The sequence below is a fragment of the Ruegeria sp. A5 genome (assembly GCF_056543005.1).
Genome location: NZ_JBQGAV010000004.1, coordinates 116,014 through 131,415, shown reverse-complemented (window position 1 = coordinate 131,415; position 15,402 = coordinate 116,014). Strand labels below are relative to the sequence as shown.

At 57.5% G+C, this 15,402-nt stretch carries 14 protein-coding genes; 5 read left to right on the top strand and 9 right to left on the bottom strand.

The annotated features are described in order from the left end of the window. Positions 1-43 precede the first annotated feature (43 nt). Both carB and ACR0AY_RS10875 read left to right on the top strand, forming a co-directional pair. Complete coding sequence (carB, locus tag ACR0AY_RS10880; RefSeq protein WP_170512471.1) at positions 44-3,388, top strand: carbamoyl-phosphate synthase large subunit; 3,345 nt, start codon at positions 44-46, stop codon at positions 3,386-3,388. Between the two features lie 102 nt (positions 3,389-3,490). Then, positions 3,491-3,901, top strand: a complete 411-nt coding sequence (locus ACR0AY_RS10875; protein WP_170401773.1) for a VOC family protein — start codon at positions 3,491-3,493, stop codon at positions 3,899-3,901. On the opposite strand, the gene ACR0AY_RS10870 is transcribed toward ACR0AY_RS10875, so the two are convergent. From ACR0AY_RS10870 to ACR0AY_RS10860, 3 genes are read right to left on the bottom strand one after another with little or no spacing between them, the layout of a single operon-like run. Beyond that, complete coding sequence (locus ACR0AY_RS10870; protein ID WP_170392357.1) at positions 3,902-6,943, bottom strand: efflux RND transporter permease subunit; 3,042 nt, start codon at positions 6,941-6,943, stop codon at positions 3,902-3,904. Positions 6,944-6,953: 10 nt separating this feature from the next. Then, complete coding sequence (locus tag ACR0AY_RS10865) at positions 6,954-7,991, bottom strand: efflux RND transporter periplasmic adaptor subunit (RefSeq protein WP_170512473.1); 1,038 nt, start codon at positions 7,989-7,991, stop codon at positions 6,954-6,956. Further along, positions 7,988-8,455: a MarR family transcriptional regulator gene (locus ACR0AY_RS10860; RefSeq protein ID WP_170392361.1), complete on the bottom strand. Its 468-nt coding sequence runs from the start codon at positions 8,453-8,455 to the stop codon at positions 7,988-7,990. The genes ACR0AY_RS10865 and ACR0AY_RS10860 overlap by 4 nt, the downstream gene beginning before the upstream one ends. Positions 8,456-8,609: 154 nt before the next feature. Between ACR0AY_RS10860 and ACR0AY_RS10855 the strand changes: the two genes are divergently transcribed. Together ACR0AY_RS10855 and ACR0AY_RS10850 are read left to right on the top strand one after the other, a co-directional pair. Further along, on the top strand, positions 8,610-9,734 hold the full coding sequence (locus ACR0AY_RS10855; protein WP_170512475.1) for a beta-ketoacyl-ACP synthase III: 1,125 nt from the start codon (positions 8,610-8,612) through the stop codon (positions 9,732-9,734). Positions 9,735-9,891: 157 nt separating this feature from the next. Continuing rightward, complete coding sequence (locus tag ACR0AY_RS10850) at positions 9,892-10,659, top strand: hypothetical protein (RefSeq protein WP_170512478.1); 768 nt, start codon at positions 9,892-9,894, stop codon at positions 10,657-10,659. Between the two features lie 93 nt (positions 10,660-10,752). Here the strand turns inward: ACR0AY_RS10850 and ACR0AY_RS10845 are convergent, their stop codons facing one another. Continuing rightward, positions 10,753-11,214, bottom strand: coding sequence for a hypothetical protein (locus tag ACR0AY_RS10845; RefSeq protein ID WP_170392365.1), 462 nt, complete (start codon positions 11,212-11,214; stop codon positions 10,753-10,755). Between the two features lie 355 nt (positions 11,215-11,569). On the opposite strand from ACR0AY_RS10845, the gene ACR0AY_RS10840 reads away from it, so the two are divergent. After that, the gene (locus ACR0AY_RS10840) at positions 11,570-12,148 is read left to right on the top strand and encodes a thymidine kinase (protein ID WP_170401790.1); all 579 of its coding nucleotides are present in this window, start codon (positions 11,570-11,572) and stop codon (positions 12,146-12,148) included. Here the strand turns inward: ACR0AY_RS10840 and ACR0AY_RS10835 are convergent. From ACR0AY_RS10835 to ACR0AY_RS10815, 5 genes are all read right to left on the bottom strand, one after another. Continuing rightward, positions 12,145-13,095 carry a 2-hydroxyacid dehydrogenase gene (locus ACR0AY_RS10835; protein WP_170512480.1) on the bottom strand — a complete coding sequence of 317 codons (951 nt, stop codon included), beginning with the start codon at positions 13,093-13,095 and terminating at the stop codon, positions 12,145-12,147. The genes ACR0AY_RS10840 and ACR0AY_RS10835 overlap by 4 nt on opposite strands. Then, on the bottom strand, positions 13,095-13,433 hold the full coding sequence (locus ACR0AY_RS10830; protein ID WP_170392371.1) for a tRNA-binding protein: 339 nt from the start codon (positions 13,431-13,433) through the stop codon (positions 13,095-13,097). Before ACR0AY_RS10830 ends, ACR0AY_RS10835 begins: the two co-directional genes overlap by 1 nt. Next, complete coding sequence (proC, locus tag ACR0AY_RS10825; protein ID WP_170512482.1) at positions 13,426-14,241, bottom strand: pyrroline-5-carboxylate reductase; 816 nt, start codon at positions 14,239-14,241, stop codon at positions 13,426-13,428. The genes ACR0AY_RS10830 and proC overlap by 8 nt, the downstream gene beginning before the upstream one ends. Before the next feature lie 33 nt (positions 14,242-14,274). Then, on the bottom strand, positions 14,275-14,775 hold the full coding sequence (locus tag ACR0AY_RS10820) for a type III secretion system chaperone family protein (protein WP_010441802.1): 501 nt from the start codon (positions 14,773-14,775) through the stop codon (positions 14,275-14,277). Between the two features lie 314 nt (positions 14,776-15,089). Beyond that, on the bottom strand, positions 15,090-15,338 hold the full coding sequence (locus ACR0AY_RS10815; protein WP_170512483.1) for an accessory factor UbiK family protein: 249 nt from the start codon (positions 15,336-15,338) through the stop codon (positions 15,090-15,092). Positions 15,339-15,402: the final 64 nt, after the last annotated feature.

Here is a 15,402-nt window from a genome sequence, read left to right as displayed (position 1 = left end):
TGGGGCGGTGCCCTGACTCGCGGACAATTGAAGGGGCCAAGCCATGCCGAGAAGAACCGACATCCAGTCGATCATGATCATCGGGGCAGGCCCCATTGTTATCGGTCAGGCCTGCGAGTTCGACTATTCCGGCGCTCAGGCATGTAAGGCGCTGCGCGAGGAGGGCTATCGGGTCATTCTGGTGAACTCGAACCCTGCAACGATCATGACCGACCCGGGGCTAGCCGATGCGACCTATATCGAGCCGATCACGCCCGAAGTTGTCGCCAAGATCATCGAAAAAGAACGCCCCGATGCCCTACTGCCCACTATGGGCGGACAGACCGGCCTGAACACCTCGCTGGCGCTGGAAGAGATGGGCGTGCTGGATAAGTTCAACGTCGAGATGATCGGCGCCAAGCGAGACGCGATCGAAATGGCCGAAGACCGCGCCCTGTTCCGCGAGGCGATGGATAGGTTGGGCATCGAAAACCCCAAGGCCGAGATCGTGACGGCCCCCAAGGATGAGAACGGCAAGAAAGATCTCGACGCCGGTGTGGCACTGGCGCTTGAAACCCTCGAAACAGTTGGTTTGCCCGCCATCATCCGCCCCGCCTTTACGCTGGGCGGCACCGGCGGCGGTGTCGCATATAACCGCGAGGATTATATCCATATTTGCCGCTCGGGTATGGATGCGTCCCCCGTCGGTCAGATCCTGATCGATGAAAGTCTTCTGGGGTGGAAAGAATACGAGATGGAGGTGGTGCGCGACACCGCTGACAACGCCATCATCGTGTGTTCCATCGAAAACGTCGACCCGATGGGCGTGCATACCGGTGACTCGATCACCGTGGCCCCTGCCCTGACGCTGACCGACAAAGAATACCAGATCATGCGCAATCACTCGATTGCCGTGTTGCGCGAAATCGGCGTCGAAACCGGCGGGTCAAATGTGCAGTGGGCGATCAACCCGGTTGATGGCCGCATGGTCGTGATCGAGATGAACCCGCGTGTGTCCCGCTCATCTGCGCTGGCTTCGAAGGCGACCGGTTTCCCGATTGCCAAGATCGCCGCAAAACTGGCCGTTGGGTACACGCTGGACGAGCTAGACAATGACATCACCAAGGTCACCCCGGCCTCGTTCGAGCCGACCATCGACTATGTTGTCACCAAGATCCCGAAATTTGCCTTTGAGAAATTCCCCGGCTCGGAACCCTACCTGACCACCGCGATGAAGTCGGTGGGTGAGGCCATGTCCATCGGCCGCACCATTCACGAATCGATGCAAAAGGCTCTGGCCTCGATGGAGTCGGGCCTGACAGGCTTTGATGAGATCGAAATCCCCGGTCTGAACGTCGGAGTCTGGGAAGAAGCCGACGACAAGGCCGCCGTGATCAAGGCGATCAGCCAGCAGACCCCCGATCGTCTGCGCACAATCGCGCAGGCCATGCGTCACGGCCTGACCGACGATGAGATTTTCGGCGTCACCAAGTTCGACCCGTGGTTCCTGGCCCGCATTCGCGAGATCATCGAGGCCGAGCGTCAGGTGCGCAAAGATGGTCTGCCGGTTACCGAGGACGGTATCCGCAAACTGAAAATGCTTGGATTCACCGACGCGCGTCTGGGCAATCTGACCGGCCGTGACGAAGACAACGTCCGTCGCGCCCGCCGCAATCTGGGTGTGAACGCCGTCTTCAAACGCATCGACACCTGTGCGGCTGAGTTCGAGGCGCAGACCCCCTATATGTACTCGACCTACGAAGCCCCGATGATGGGTGAGGTCGAATGCGAGGCGCGTCCAAGCGACCGCAAAAAGGTCGTCATCCTGGGCGGTGGCCCGAACCGGATCGGTCAAGGCATCGAATTCGACTACTGCTGCTGTCACGCCTGTTTCGCGCTGACCGAGGCGGGCTATGAAACGATCATGGTCAACTGCAACCCCGAGACGGTCTCGACCGACTATGACACCTCGGACCGTTTGTATTTCGAGCCGCTGACCTTCGAACACGTCATGGAAATCCTTACGAAGGAACAGGAAGCCGGCACGCTGCATGGAGTGATCGTTCAGTTTGGCGGGCAGACCCCGCTGAAACTGGCCAATGCGTTGGAGGCTGAAGGTATCCCGATCCTCGGTACCACGCCCGACGCGATCGACCTCGCCGAAGATCGTGAGCGTTTCCAGGCGCTGGTCAATGAACTGGGCCTGAAGCAGCCCAAGAACGGCATCGCCTCGACCGACGAAAAGGCGCTGGAGATTGCCGAAGAAATCGGCTTCCCGCTGGTCATCCGCCCCTCCTATGTTCTGGGCGGCCGCGCGATGGAAATCGTGCGCGACATGGATCAATTGCGGCGCTACATCAACGAGGCCGTGGTGGTCTCGGGCGACAGCCCGGTTCTTCTGGACAGCTATCTGGCCGGTGCGGTCGAACTGGACGTGGACGCGCTGTGCGACGGTAACGACGTGCATGTTGCAGGCATCATGCAGCACATCGAAGAGGCCGGCGTGCACTCGGGCGACTCGGCCTGTTCGCTACCGCCTTATTCGCTGTCGAAAGAGATCATCGAACAGATTAAGGATCAGGCGTTCAAGCTGGCCAAGGCGCTGAATGTCGTCGGCCTGATGAACGTGCAGTTCGCCATCAAGGATGACGAGATTTACCTGATTGAGGTCAACCCTCGTGCCAGCCGCACCGTGCCTTTTGTGGCCAAAGCCACTGACAGCGCGATTGCCTCTATCGCTGCGCGTGTGATGGCCGGTGAGAAACTGGCGAATTTCCCGAAACGCCCCCCTTACAAAACTGTCGATGACACCAAAATCGCTGACCAGATGACGCTGGCCGACCCCGACATGCCGTGGTTCTCGGTAAAAGAAGCCGTTTTGCCTTTCGCCCGCTTCCCCGGCGTTGACACCATCCTGGGCCCTGAAATGCGTTCGACCGGAGAGGTCATGGGCTGGGATCGCGACTTCCCGCGCGCTTTCCTGAAAGCACAAATGGGGGCCGGTATGGTGCTGCCCAGCGCAGGTCGTGCGTTTATCTCGATCAAGGATGCTGACAAAGGGCCGGATATGCTCGAAGCAGCGCGTGTTCTGGTTGAGCAAGGCTTTGAGCTTGTTGCGACCCGCGGCACACAAGCCTGGCTGACTGAAGAAAGTGTGCCGTGCGGCGTGGTCAACAAAGTGTACGAAGGCCGCCCGGATGTGACCGACCTGATGAAGGACGGCGGCGTGCAGCTGGTCATGAACTCGACCGAAGGCGCACAGGCGGTGGAAGACAGCCGATCAATCCGGTCGATCGCGCTGTATGACAAGATCCCCTATTACACCACAGCCGCAGCAAGCTATGCCGCCGCGCTGGCGATCAAGGCGCAGGCCGAAGGCGATGTTGAGGTGAAATCGCTGCAGGGCTAAGCCCCGGCAACGGTATGAATGAATGGACCCCGGCCTCGGCCGGGGTCTTTTTTCTTCCCCTCATTGCCCATCGCCCACATGATGGGCGGGGAAGGAGTGCTCATGGACCTCTACACCACATACGGAAGCAACGACCTGCCTCGGGCTATCCGCTTTTATGATGCGATCTTCGCGGTTCTTGGCCAGCCGCGCCTGCCCGGTTGGATTGATGGCTGGGCCGGATGGGGTTCCGACCCCGACAGCGGCACCGGGTTTTGGATCTGCAAACCTTTTGACGGAGCCCCCGCCAGTACCGGCAATGGCACGATGATCGCCTTTCCCGCCAGAAGTGCCGATCAGGTCCGGCGTTTCCATGCCACGGGTTTGAAAAACGGCGGTGCAGATGAAGGCAAACCTGGTGTCCGCCCCCATTACGAGCCCGGATTCTATGTGGCCTATCTGCGCGACCCCGATGGCAACAAGCTATCCTGTTTTTATTACCATTATGATCCAAAGGAGGATTCGGGCGGATGATCAACCAGCAGCCAGACGTCGCTTTTCTTCACGGTTGAAAAACAACATGTAGAAGACAGGTGCGGCAACCATGGTCAGGATCGTGGCAAAGGCCAGACCGCCCATGATCGTGACTGCCATGGACACAAAGAACGCATCCGTCAGAAGCGGTGCCATCCCCAGAATCGTCGTGATCGCCGCCAACATTACCGGGCGCAGACGCGAGACAGAGGCTTCAACAATCGCAGGACGCAGGGCTTTACCAGTAGCGCGGACCAGATCGATTTCTTCGACCAGTACGATGCCGTTCTTGATCAGCATCCCTGACAGACTTAACAGCCCCAATAGCGCTGTGAAGGTGAAGGGCAGGCCTGTTCCAAGCAGACCGATAACTACGCCATTTACGGACATCGGGACCAGTAGCCAGATAATGACCGGTTGCCGGATTGCATTGAACAGCAATACGGAAATCAACACCATAATCAGCAAGCTCAGTGGCAACTGCCGCCCAAGGCTGGCCTGCGCGTCGCCTGAATCCTCGAACTCGCCCCCCCATTCCATACGATAGCCGATCGGCAGTTCCATCGCTTCAATGGCACTGCGTACTTCGGAGTGGACCTGCGCGGCGGTCATGTCAGGGGGGATGTCCGCTCCAACCGTGATGGTCAACACCCGGTCACGGCGGTGAACCAACGTATTGAGCGCCTTGTAGTCGAAGCCATCCACCATCTGCTCGATTGGAACGAAACGTTCCGACTGATCGGAGTAAACCACCTGATCGACGATCGAATAGTCCCCATCCGCCGGACGGCGCAAGATGATCGGGATCTGGCGGTCGCGCTCGCGCAAAACGCCGCCCGTGATGCCATCGGTCGAAAACTGCAACGTAGCCGCAATGTCTTCGCGCGATACGCCTGCTGTTTGGGCGCGCTCCGTGGCATAGATCGGCTGCACGGCCAATTCCTGCTCACGCCAGTCGTGATGCACATGTAGCGCATTCGGAGATGCGGCTGACATGCGCTGTACCGCTTCTTCGGCCAGTTGACGCAGAACAACCGGATCACTACCCGAGAACCGAGCCTGGATTGGATCGCCGCCACCGGGACCAAAAATCAGGCGTTTGGTGCGGAACTCGCCTTCGGGGAACTGGGCTGAACCGAACTCCTCAAGATCGGCTTGCAAGGCAGGAATGTCGTCCAAAGCCTCGGTGCGGATGATCATATGTCCATAGCTTGGGTTTGGCTTCTCGGCAGCGTAGGTCAACATGAACCGCGTGGCACCCTGCCCGACGAATGTGGCAACCGAGACGACGTCATCACGTTCGGCCAGCCAGTCCTCGAATACGGCCATATCTTCCGCCGTGCGGGCGATCGGCGTGCCTTGTGGCAGCTTGTAGTGCACGAAGAACAACGGCGTGTTCGAGTTTGGGAAGAATTGCTGTTTCATCAGTCCAAAGCCCGCAAAACAGACGACTGTGACCCCGATCAACCCGGCCACTACCAGCCATCGGAACCGAAGCGCCCAGTTCAGGATTGCACCGTAGACGCGGAACAGGATGCCGCCATAGGCATCCACCTCACCCTCTTTGCCCTGCTTGAAGAAATAGTGCCCAAGCAAAGGTGTCACCGTGATGGCCAGAACCCAGCTCAGCAGTAGTGAAATGCCGATCACGGCAAATAACGAGAACAGGAATTCCCCGGTCGCGTCAGGACTGAGCCCGATCCCGGCGAAAGCCATGATCCCGATCACCGTCGCGCCCAGAAGTGGGATCTGCGTTTTTGACGCAACCTCTTCCGCAGCATCGCGCGAGGATTTTCCCCGCAACATCGAAATCTGCATTCCTTCGGCCACCACGATGGCGTTGTCGACCAGCATCCCCATGGCGATGATCAGAGCGCCCAGCGAGATCCGTTCCATCTCGATCGAGAACATCGACATGAAGAGCAAAGTACCCACAACGGTCAGCAACAGTGTGGAACCCACGACGATGGCCGCGCGCCAGCCCATGAAAATGCCCAGAACCGCGACCACGATGCTGACTGACATGGCGAGGTTCAGCAGGAAGGCGTTCGAGGCCTCATCGACAACAACATGCTGCTGATAGATGGGCAGGATTTCGACACCAAAGGGGATTTCGGAATCCAGTTCGGCCAGTTTGGCATCTGCACGCTGCCCGACTTCGACGATGTTTTCAGTGGCCAGCCCAGCGATACCCAGCGTGAAAGCTTCAGCGCCGTTGAATCGGATCATGATATCGGGATCATTCTGCCGCCCGCGATAGACATCTGACATATCAAACAGATTGATCACCTGCCCCTGCGATCCAACCGACAGGCCGGCGATCGCCGACACGCTGTCCGAGCCCTCGGCCGTCAAGATCGTGGTGCGGTCACTATTGGATCGCAGCGAACCCGAAGCGTTGACCGAGTCTGCGTTTGCGATAGCTTCGTTGATCGCCTGCAGCGGAACGTTCTGATTGACCGAGATCGACAGGTCCGGCTCAATAAAGATCGCCTCATCCGGCAAGCCCTGAACCTCGACATCTGCAACACCGCTTACCGTCAGCAATTCGCGGCGAAGGAAGGTCGCCAGTTCGTGCTTCTCGGCGTCAGAAAACCCTTCTGCCGTAACGGCATAGAACAGGCCGAACACATCCCCGAACCCGTCATTCACATAAGGCGCACCCACGCCCGAAGGCAGACCGCGTGCTGCATCGCGCACCTTGGCGCGCAGACGGGTCCAGATGTCGGGCAACTCACTGCCGTCATAGGTGGATTTAATCTCAACCTCGATCAGCGACTGTCCCGGCTGGTTGACCGAGGTGATGACATCCACCTCGCCCATCTGCTGAATGGCAGATTCCAGCGGTTCTGAAACCTCCAGCGCCACCTGTTCGGCAGTCGCACCGGGATATTGCGTGGCGATCACCGCCTGTTTGATGGTGAAGGCCGGGTCTTCAAGGCGACCTAGCGACGTGAAACCCCAAATGCCGCCGAACAGGGCGATCAGGATGAACAGCCACGTATAGAGAGGCCGGTCGATCGAAGCGCGTGCGATGCTCATGAAACCGCCCTCAGTTCGAGAAGCCGACAAAGCGGCGGACAGTTTGACCATCGGACAATGCACCCCCACCGGCAACGACGATTTCGTCTCCATCCGTCAAGCCGGTGAGTACGCGGACATCGCCGCTCTGCGTAGGTTCAACAGTCACGGGAACCCGGCGGACGGTGCCTTCGTCGGCGCCAGCCGGCGAGAAGACCAGAACGCCCAGCGCGCCGCTGGCATCAGCAACTACAGCCGTTGGCGGGATGATGATACCGGTGCGTTCATCCTGCACCCGCACCGTGACGGTCACGGAGGAACCGGGAAGAATCTGCAATCCCTCGGGCGGTGTCAAACCGAACTGGATGCGAAAGGTCTGGCCCACGCTTGAGGATTCAGCGTCGAATTCCCTTATTTCCAGCGGAAAGATCTCGTCGCTGACAGGGAACTTGGCAGTAATCGTAATGTCGTCCTGCTGTCCGGACCGCTGAAATAGGATTTCGGGCACATCCACCTCAATACGCAGTTCAGACATATCGTGAATCCGCACGATCGGAGTACCCGCAGAAACAGTTGTAAACGCCTCAACTGCACGGCTTGAAACCAGCGCGTCGAACGGAGCGGTCAGCGTCGCATGTTCCAACTCATATTCTGCATCTCGAACCGCAATCGCAGCCAGTTGCGCAGCTGTTTCGGCATCATCGACGGCAACCTGGCTGGCTGCGGTTCCACGCAGACGCGACAGGCGGGCGAGTGTTCGATCCGCCTGATCTTTTTGCAAGCGCGTCCGGTCGCGCTGCAGTTCGAACGGTTCCTGATCGAGGCGGGCAATCAACTCACCCTTTGGGATTACAAAGCCTTCGGTCACAGGCATCTCAACGATCTGCCCTGCGACCTGAAACGCCAGATCAACTGTCTGACGAGCGGCGATCCGACCAAAGAATTGGCGCGAAAAGCCGGGAGAGGTTTCGCTTACCTGCATCAGTTTCACAGGCTTGGCAGGCTCTTGCGCCATGGCAGGCGCAGTCAACAAGGACAGTGCGAGGCAAACAGAGGTCAGGAGTTTCATTTCGTCAATCCCTCGGGAATTCCGGTTTTCAGAATGTTGTCACGGATTTTGTGAGCCAGCCGTGCGAACTCGGCGGTTTCTTCGGTGTTCAGACCCGATGCGCTGTGGAAAAGCTCACCCGCCACGGCCACCAGCATATTGCGGGCCTCTTCGCCCTGTTCGGTCAGCACCAAAAGCCAGGCGCGACGGTCTTCGGGATCACGCTGTCGGGTCAGGTGCCCCGCCAGTTCAAGTGCATCGGCGGTCGCCGTAATCGTTGACGGCACTGTCAACATATCTGCGGCCAGCACTCCCATACGTTTGGGCGCATCGAGCTTGATTAGCATGTGGCATTCCTGATGGCTCAGGTCTGTTTCGATGCTGTCAAAGCTCTCTTCCAGTTTCCAATAAAGCGCGTAGACCCCCATCATCGCCTGAATCTCAGGGCTGAGGCGTCCTAACCGCATGCTGATATCGTCTGACATGAATCTTTTCCGTGCGAGTCGCGGCGAAATATACTTCGAATTTTGAACTATTCAAGTTATGAAGCGAGAGGCGGTGCATTCCCTTAGGTCAACACGTCTTGATCAATACGAATAGGGACTGCATTTTGTGCAGATCATGAACTCAGGGCCAGCCATGTACACTCCTGCCATCACCGGGACCGGTGTCTATACACCAGAAAACATAATCACCAACGCTGAACTGGTGGAAGCGTTCAATGCCTATGCCGACCGGATGAACGTCGAAAACGCGGATGCGATTGCAGCGGGCGACATGGAACCGATGCAGCATTCCTCGGAAGAGTTCATCCTGAAGGCCTCAGGGATCGAGAACCGGTATGTGATGGACAAGACCGGTGTTTTGAACCCCGAGATCATGCATCCCGCGCTGCGCCAGCGTTGCGACGACGAGCCTGGGATCATGACCGAGATGGCGGTGGATGCGTGCCTTAAGGCGCTAGCACAAGCGGGGCGCAGCGCCGAGGATGTCGATTTGGTGATCTGCGCCGCTTCGAACCATGAACGTGCTTATCCTGCAATTGCGATCGAGATTCAGCAGGCATTGGGGATCAGCGGATTCGGGTTTGACATGAACGTGGCCTGTTCCTCGGCCACATTCGGCATTCAGGCGGCGGCGGATATGGTGCGCTCGGGCTCGGTCCGGGCGGCGCTGGTCGTCAACCCCGAGATCTGCTCGGGTCATCTCGAGTGGCGCGACCGGGATTGCCATTTCATATTTGGCGATGTCGCGACCGCGACGCTGATCGAGCGGATCGAAGACGCCCAAGGCCCACATTTCGAGATTGTCTCGACCCGGTGCGCAACTGCGTTTTCCAACAATATCCGCAACAATAACGGCTTCCTCCGCCGATCGCGCCCCGATGGTCTGGTGGATCGCCGCGACATGCAGTTCATGCAGAATGGTCGCAAGGTGTTCAAAGAGGTCCTGCCCATGGTCAGTAAACATATCAGTGACCATATGGAGGCAGAGGGCATCAGTAGTGATGATCTAAAACGCCTCTGGCTGCATCAGGCCAACAAGACGATGAACGACTTCATCGGTAAGAAGGTTCTGGGGCGTGAGCCAGAACCGGGTGAGCAACCCAACATTCTGCAAGACTACGCCAATACCTCATCCGCCGGGTCGATTATCGCCTTCTCAAAGCATTCCGATGATCTGGATGCGGGCGATGTGGGCCTGATTTGCTCGTTCGGAGCCGGGTATTCGGTGGGTTCTGTGATCGTCAAACGGCATCAATAAGCGCGCGCCTTAACTGCGCTGCTGGAATCGCTGCAAGACCAAACCGCTTTCTCAAGAATTATTCAGACGGGCTCAACCGCTCCTTCATCTCTGACCGACACATCAAGATCCGGATGCCCTGTGCATCCGAGTGATGTAGTTATGGGAGCCCGCTGTTATGGGAAATAATACTCGCGTTGGACTGGCCGCCTTGGTCGCCGCACCTTTCATTGGGGTCATGGCGTCCGGCGCGGCAATCGCAGAACCGCAAACCTGCACGGTCAACACCGCGCGTGTTGCCGCCAATGAAGGCGATTTTGACACGCTCTGCGGCTGTTCGCAGGTCACGCGAGGGTTTGTATCACATCTGCAAAAACGATCTGATTTTGCTTCGATCCTGCAGAACACTTCGGCGCAATGCCCCGGTCTGACTCAGTTGTTGAGCGATCTGCCCACTGCGTCGATTTCCAACACCAATGCCGATGAAGAGCGCAGCAGAGATCCATCCTCCAATTCCGTTGGCTCGAGTGAAAACGGAAGCTCGGGCAACGGCGGCGGTAGCTCAGGCAACAGCGACGGGAGTTCCGGCGGCAACGGTGATCCGGGTGATGGTGGAAGCAGTCCTGGCGATGGCGGCGGTAAAGGCGGTGGCAAAGGTGGCCACGGCGGAGGTGACAAACCCGGCAAAGGCGGCGGCAAAGGCGGTCACGGCGGTGGTGACAAACCCGGCAAAGGCGGTCACGGCGGTGGTGACAAGCCCGGCAAAGGCGGTGGTAAAGGCGGTCACGGCGGTGGTGATAAGCCCGGCAAAAGCGGTGGTAAAGGTGGCCACGACGGTGGTGACAAGCCAGGCAAAGGCGGTGCCAAAGGCAATAACGGTGGCGGCAACGGACCAGAGGGGGCAAGCCCCGGGCGCGGCAAGAACGCCAACAATGATGAACGCTGAATATTAATCTGCCCAGCAGACAAACAAAAAGGCGGCACATGGGCCGCCTTTATTTTGCGCATTCACAACAATTCAGTACAGGGACATGACACCTTAACTGACGCTTTCCTCTTCCAGATGCAGCTTCATTTCGATCAGAACCTGTTGCAGCATACTGGTTTCTTTCAGCAGCCGCTTCGCCTCGTTCACCGTGATGATGCCATCTTCTATCGCCGACTGGTATTCCGTCATCAGCATGGCAAAACGTTGGCTCAGCGCAATGACATCGGAATTTACCCCGCCCGTACGTGGGCTGTCCGAGTTTCGTCCATCGTAAGAAAGCGTGATATTCTTCAAATCCGCCAATGCCGCAGTCACGTGTGGATAGGCAGCCGCGTTTTCCAACCGGGCAACAGCATCCACCGGCATGAACCGGTCAGAATGTTCTGCGTTGTCTGAATAGTACCTGCCAAGCGTGGCTTTGGATTTCCCGGTGATCTCGCACGCTGCTTCGATTCCGACATCCTTAACCAATGCTTCGGTATGCTTTTTCAGATAGGCCCCGATATCTGCCATTTTGCTACCCTTGTTACCTGCGCCCTGCCCCCTCTGCCTGTCCATGCTGGGGGAAAGGGTAGGGAAATTTCCCATATTCGATTCATAATTGAAATGGCAATAATTGACTATCCCTCAGATATGCAGGGATTTTGTGAGTGAGTGGCGGCTGTTCGAGCCGGTAAAGAGTGTATGCGGGGCAGGATTTTAGCCTTGCATTGTATAGGCCACTTGTAGGCCGACGACGCCACTGTCGCGAAGGCGAGGTAATCCATCCCCAAGAGCATTTGCTCAACCTCAGCTGTAGCGATGGTGGCGTCGATTTACCCCCATGAGACGGCTTGCCCAGGCAGCACATGCGAATTAGACCCACGGCATGGCAAAGCTCTATTTCAACTATTCGACTATGAACGCTGGCAAATCGACCGTGTTGCTGCAGGCCTCGCATAACTATCGCGAACGCGGCATGGATACCTACCTGATGACAGCCGCCATTGACGGACGCGCCGGTGAGGGGCGGATCGCATCAAGAATCGGAATCTCGGAACGAGCGGACATGTTTCGTCCCGACGACAATGTGTTTGCCATGATCGAAAACCGCCTGACACAAGGGGGCATCGCCTGCGTATTCATTGATGAAGCCCAGTTTCTTTCGGAAGAGCAGGTCTGGCAACTTGCGCGCGCCGTAGATGATCTGAAGGTCCCAGTGTTGACCTACGGGTTGCGGGTGGATTTTCAGGGTAAACTGTTCCCCGGGTCGGCAGCATTGTTGGCTCTGGCCGATGAGATGCGCGAAGTACGCACCATCTGCGAATGCGGGCGAAAGGCGACGATGGTGATTCGTCAGGATGAAAACGGAAACGCCATCACTGAAGGGGCGCAGGTACAGATTGGAGGGAACGAGACTTATGTCTCGCTCTGCCGCAAACACTGGCGCGAGGCGGTGGGTTCCTAAACCGGGTTGGGTAACGTTCGCCCGGCCACGAACGCCGCGACATTGTCCAACGCCATGTGACCCATATCGGTGCGCACCTCTTCGGTCGCGGTGCCGAGGTGGGGCAGCAGAGTCACATTTCCCATGTCACACAAGGCCTGCGGCACCTTGGGCTCGAACTCGTAGACATCCAGTCCAGCGCCAGCAATCCGACCAGCATTAAGCGCTTGGATTAAGGCGGCTTCGTCCACAACTTCACCGCGCGCAATGTTTATCACAATGCCCGAGGGCTTCATCGAAGCCAAAATCTGCGCGTTGACCAAGTGTCGTGTTTCAGCTCCTCCGGGGACGGCTATGACAAGAAAATCCACTGCCGCAGCTAATGCACTGAGATCCGGAATATACTCTGCTTGGAGGTCCAGCTGCTTTGGATTGCGTGATTGATAGGCAACGGTCATGTCGAATCCGAAATGACACCTCCGGGCGATGGCCTGACCTATGCGGCCCATTCCGATGATGCCCACCTTTTTGCCGGTCACATGTTGGCCTAGCATCTGTGTAGGATGCCACCCCTGCCACTGGCCTGACCTGACCAACCTTTCCCCCTCACCTGAACGGCGGGCCGTCGTGAGCAAAAGTGTCATGGCAACATCGGCGGTGGCATCGGTGACGGCACCCGGCGTGTTGGTTACCGCTACCCCGGCAGCGTGCGCGGCGTCCACGTCGATATGATTGTAACCAACTCCGAAATTTGCCAGCAGTTTACAGCGAGGCTCTGGCACCTTAGCAAAGATCTCTGCCGAAAACTGATCGCCCAACGTTGGGACCACAACGTCAAACTCAGTCAGCGCCCGCAACATTTCTTCATGCGTCATAGGCGTGGTTTCACTGCGGAATTCCACATCGAATTCGGCACGGGCGCGCACTTGCACAGCCGAAGTCATCGGTCGGGCAATCAGCAGTTTCATCAATGCATCCTTCCACCGATGGGCACAGCGCCATCGGGGCCTATCAACACGATCTCACCGTTTTCGTCGGGAAGACCCAACACCAAAACCTCGGACATGAATTTACCGATTTGGCGCGGGGGAAAGTTGACCACGGCCATCACCTGCTTGCCCACCAGCGTCGCCGGATCGTAGTGCGCGGTGATCTGGGCCGAAGTTTTGCGCTCACCGATCTCATCGCCAAAATCGACCCACAGCTTGATCGCGGGCTTGCGGGCTTCCGGGTACGGCTCGGCGCGTATCACCTCACCTACACGAATGTCGACTTTGAGAAATTCGTCGAATGAAATCTCACTCACGAGACAACTCCTTAGATCGGTCGGTTGCAGCTTTGACGGCACGATGTAGCAGGTCTGGGAAACCCTCTTCTTCATGCATCAACACCTCCAGTGCGGCCTGAGTGGTGCCGTTGGGAGAGGTGACGTTGACCCGCAATTGAGACGGATGCTCGTCAGCGGCCATCGCCAACGCCCCTGCCCCAGCGACGGTTGATTTGGCTAGCTTCATCGCCAGTTCCGGCGGTAAGCCGTGCGCTTCGCCAGCTTGCGCCAGTGTTTCGATTAGGTGGAATACATAGGCCGGGCCCGAACCGCTGACCCCGGTGACGGCATCCATCTGCGTCTCATCATCCAATCGAACCGTCTCACCAATGGCCGAAAGCAGGTCTTCAGCCAGTAGGATATCCGCGTCCGAGGTGTTGGCATTCCCAATCAGCGCCGTGATCCCCTGCCGAACCGCCGCAGGCGTATTTGGCATCGCACGGATGATCGGCGTATCTGCCCCAATGACGTTCTCGAAAGTGGCCAGCGATGTACCCGCTGCGACCGATATGAAAAGACTGTCACCATTGCCCAGAGCTTGAATGGCTGGCAGGGCTTCGCCCATCATCTGTGGTTTGACCGCTACGAGTACAACTGCGGGTGCCTCGGGGAGAGGAGTGTTGATGTTGACGCCCTGCGCCTTCAGCCAATCCGAGGGAAATGGATCGATCACCCAGACCGATGCGGCAGGAAGGCCATGTTCCAACCAGCCTGCAAGCATCGCTGAGCCCATCTTGCCGCATCCCAGAAGCACAAGCCCCTGTTCCGCAACTCGCGAGATATCCATGATTGCCCCTCCCCTATGGTTCGGGGCAAAGCTTTACGCGCGGCCGTAGGCCTCTGCAATGGCGACTTGCATCGCCTCTTCGGGGTCTCGGTTTCCCCAGGTCACCAGTTGGATCGCGGGGTAATAGCGCTCGGCGCTCAGTACCGCTGCGGTGATCATGGTATCGATCTGTTCCGGGCTGGCCGTCTGACCACCGGCCAGCACCAAGCCATAGCGATAGACCATCAATTTCTGATTGGCCCAGTAGGTAAACGCCCCGGCCCAACACTGATCATTCATCTTGTTCAGTAGCTCATAAAGCTCGGTTTCGCGCTCGGCCGGAGGCTCCATCTCAAAGGAACACACCATGCGGAGCGTTTCATCGTAATTCGACCAGGCCAAAGTTATCGAATATGTGCGCCACTGTCCTTCGACAGCCATGGCAATCTGATCATCCCCGATCCGGTCAAAATCCCAGTCGTGATGTTCTGCAAGATGTTCAACAATGTCGATCGGATGAAGGTCTTCTTCGAGATACTGCTCGGAAAGGGCCATAATGCCACCTCACTAATCTCTAGCATTTTGGGGCTGGCAGCGCCCCAGCGCTAGTTGCCTGCTCTACAAGCCGGGCTTCCCCAGTCTGCCTGTACTAAATATGGTGCGATGTGAGCACAGCTCTGGCAACCCTATTTATTGGGGATAACAGCAATAAGTTGTGGACAGTTGGCAACGCCGATCAAAATATTGGCAATGGATGCAGCTTTGTCTTGATAAATTTCTGCAGAGCGGCAAAATGCACAACACCGCACAATCCAAGTTCGGATTGCGCGGCGGATGCTTTTACCCAAAATCTTAAATTCCTGCGTACGTTATTTGTCCAGCTTCGCCTCGAGCGCGGCAATTCGCTGTTCAAGTGCACCGTTCTCTTCGCGCGCTTTCTGCGCCATGGCACGCACAGCATCAAATTCTTCACGGGTTACGAAATCCCGGTCGGCCAGCCAGCGATCCATCATTGATTTCATCGCATTTTCGGCCTCTTCTCGTGCCCCCTGCGCCACACCCATGGCATTGGTCATCAGTTGAGACATATCGTCCAGAATCTTGTTACGGGTTTGCATGGGCTTTCTCCGATTTCGCGATTGCTCTCTATATGGGTAAAGATTGGCCCGGGCTCAAGGTTGA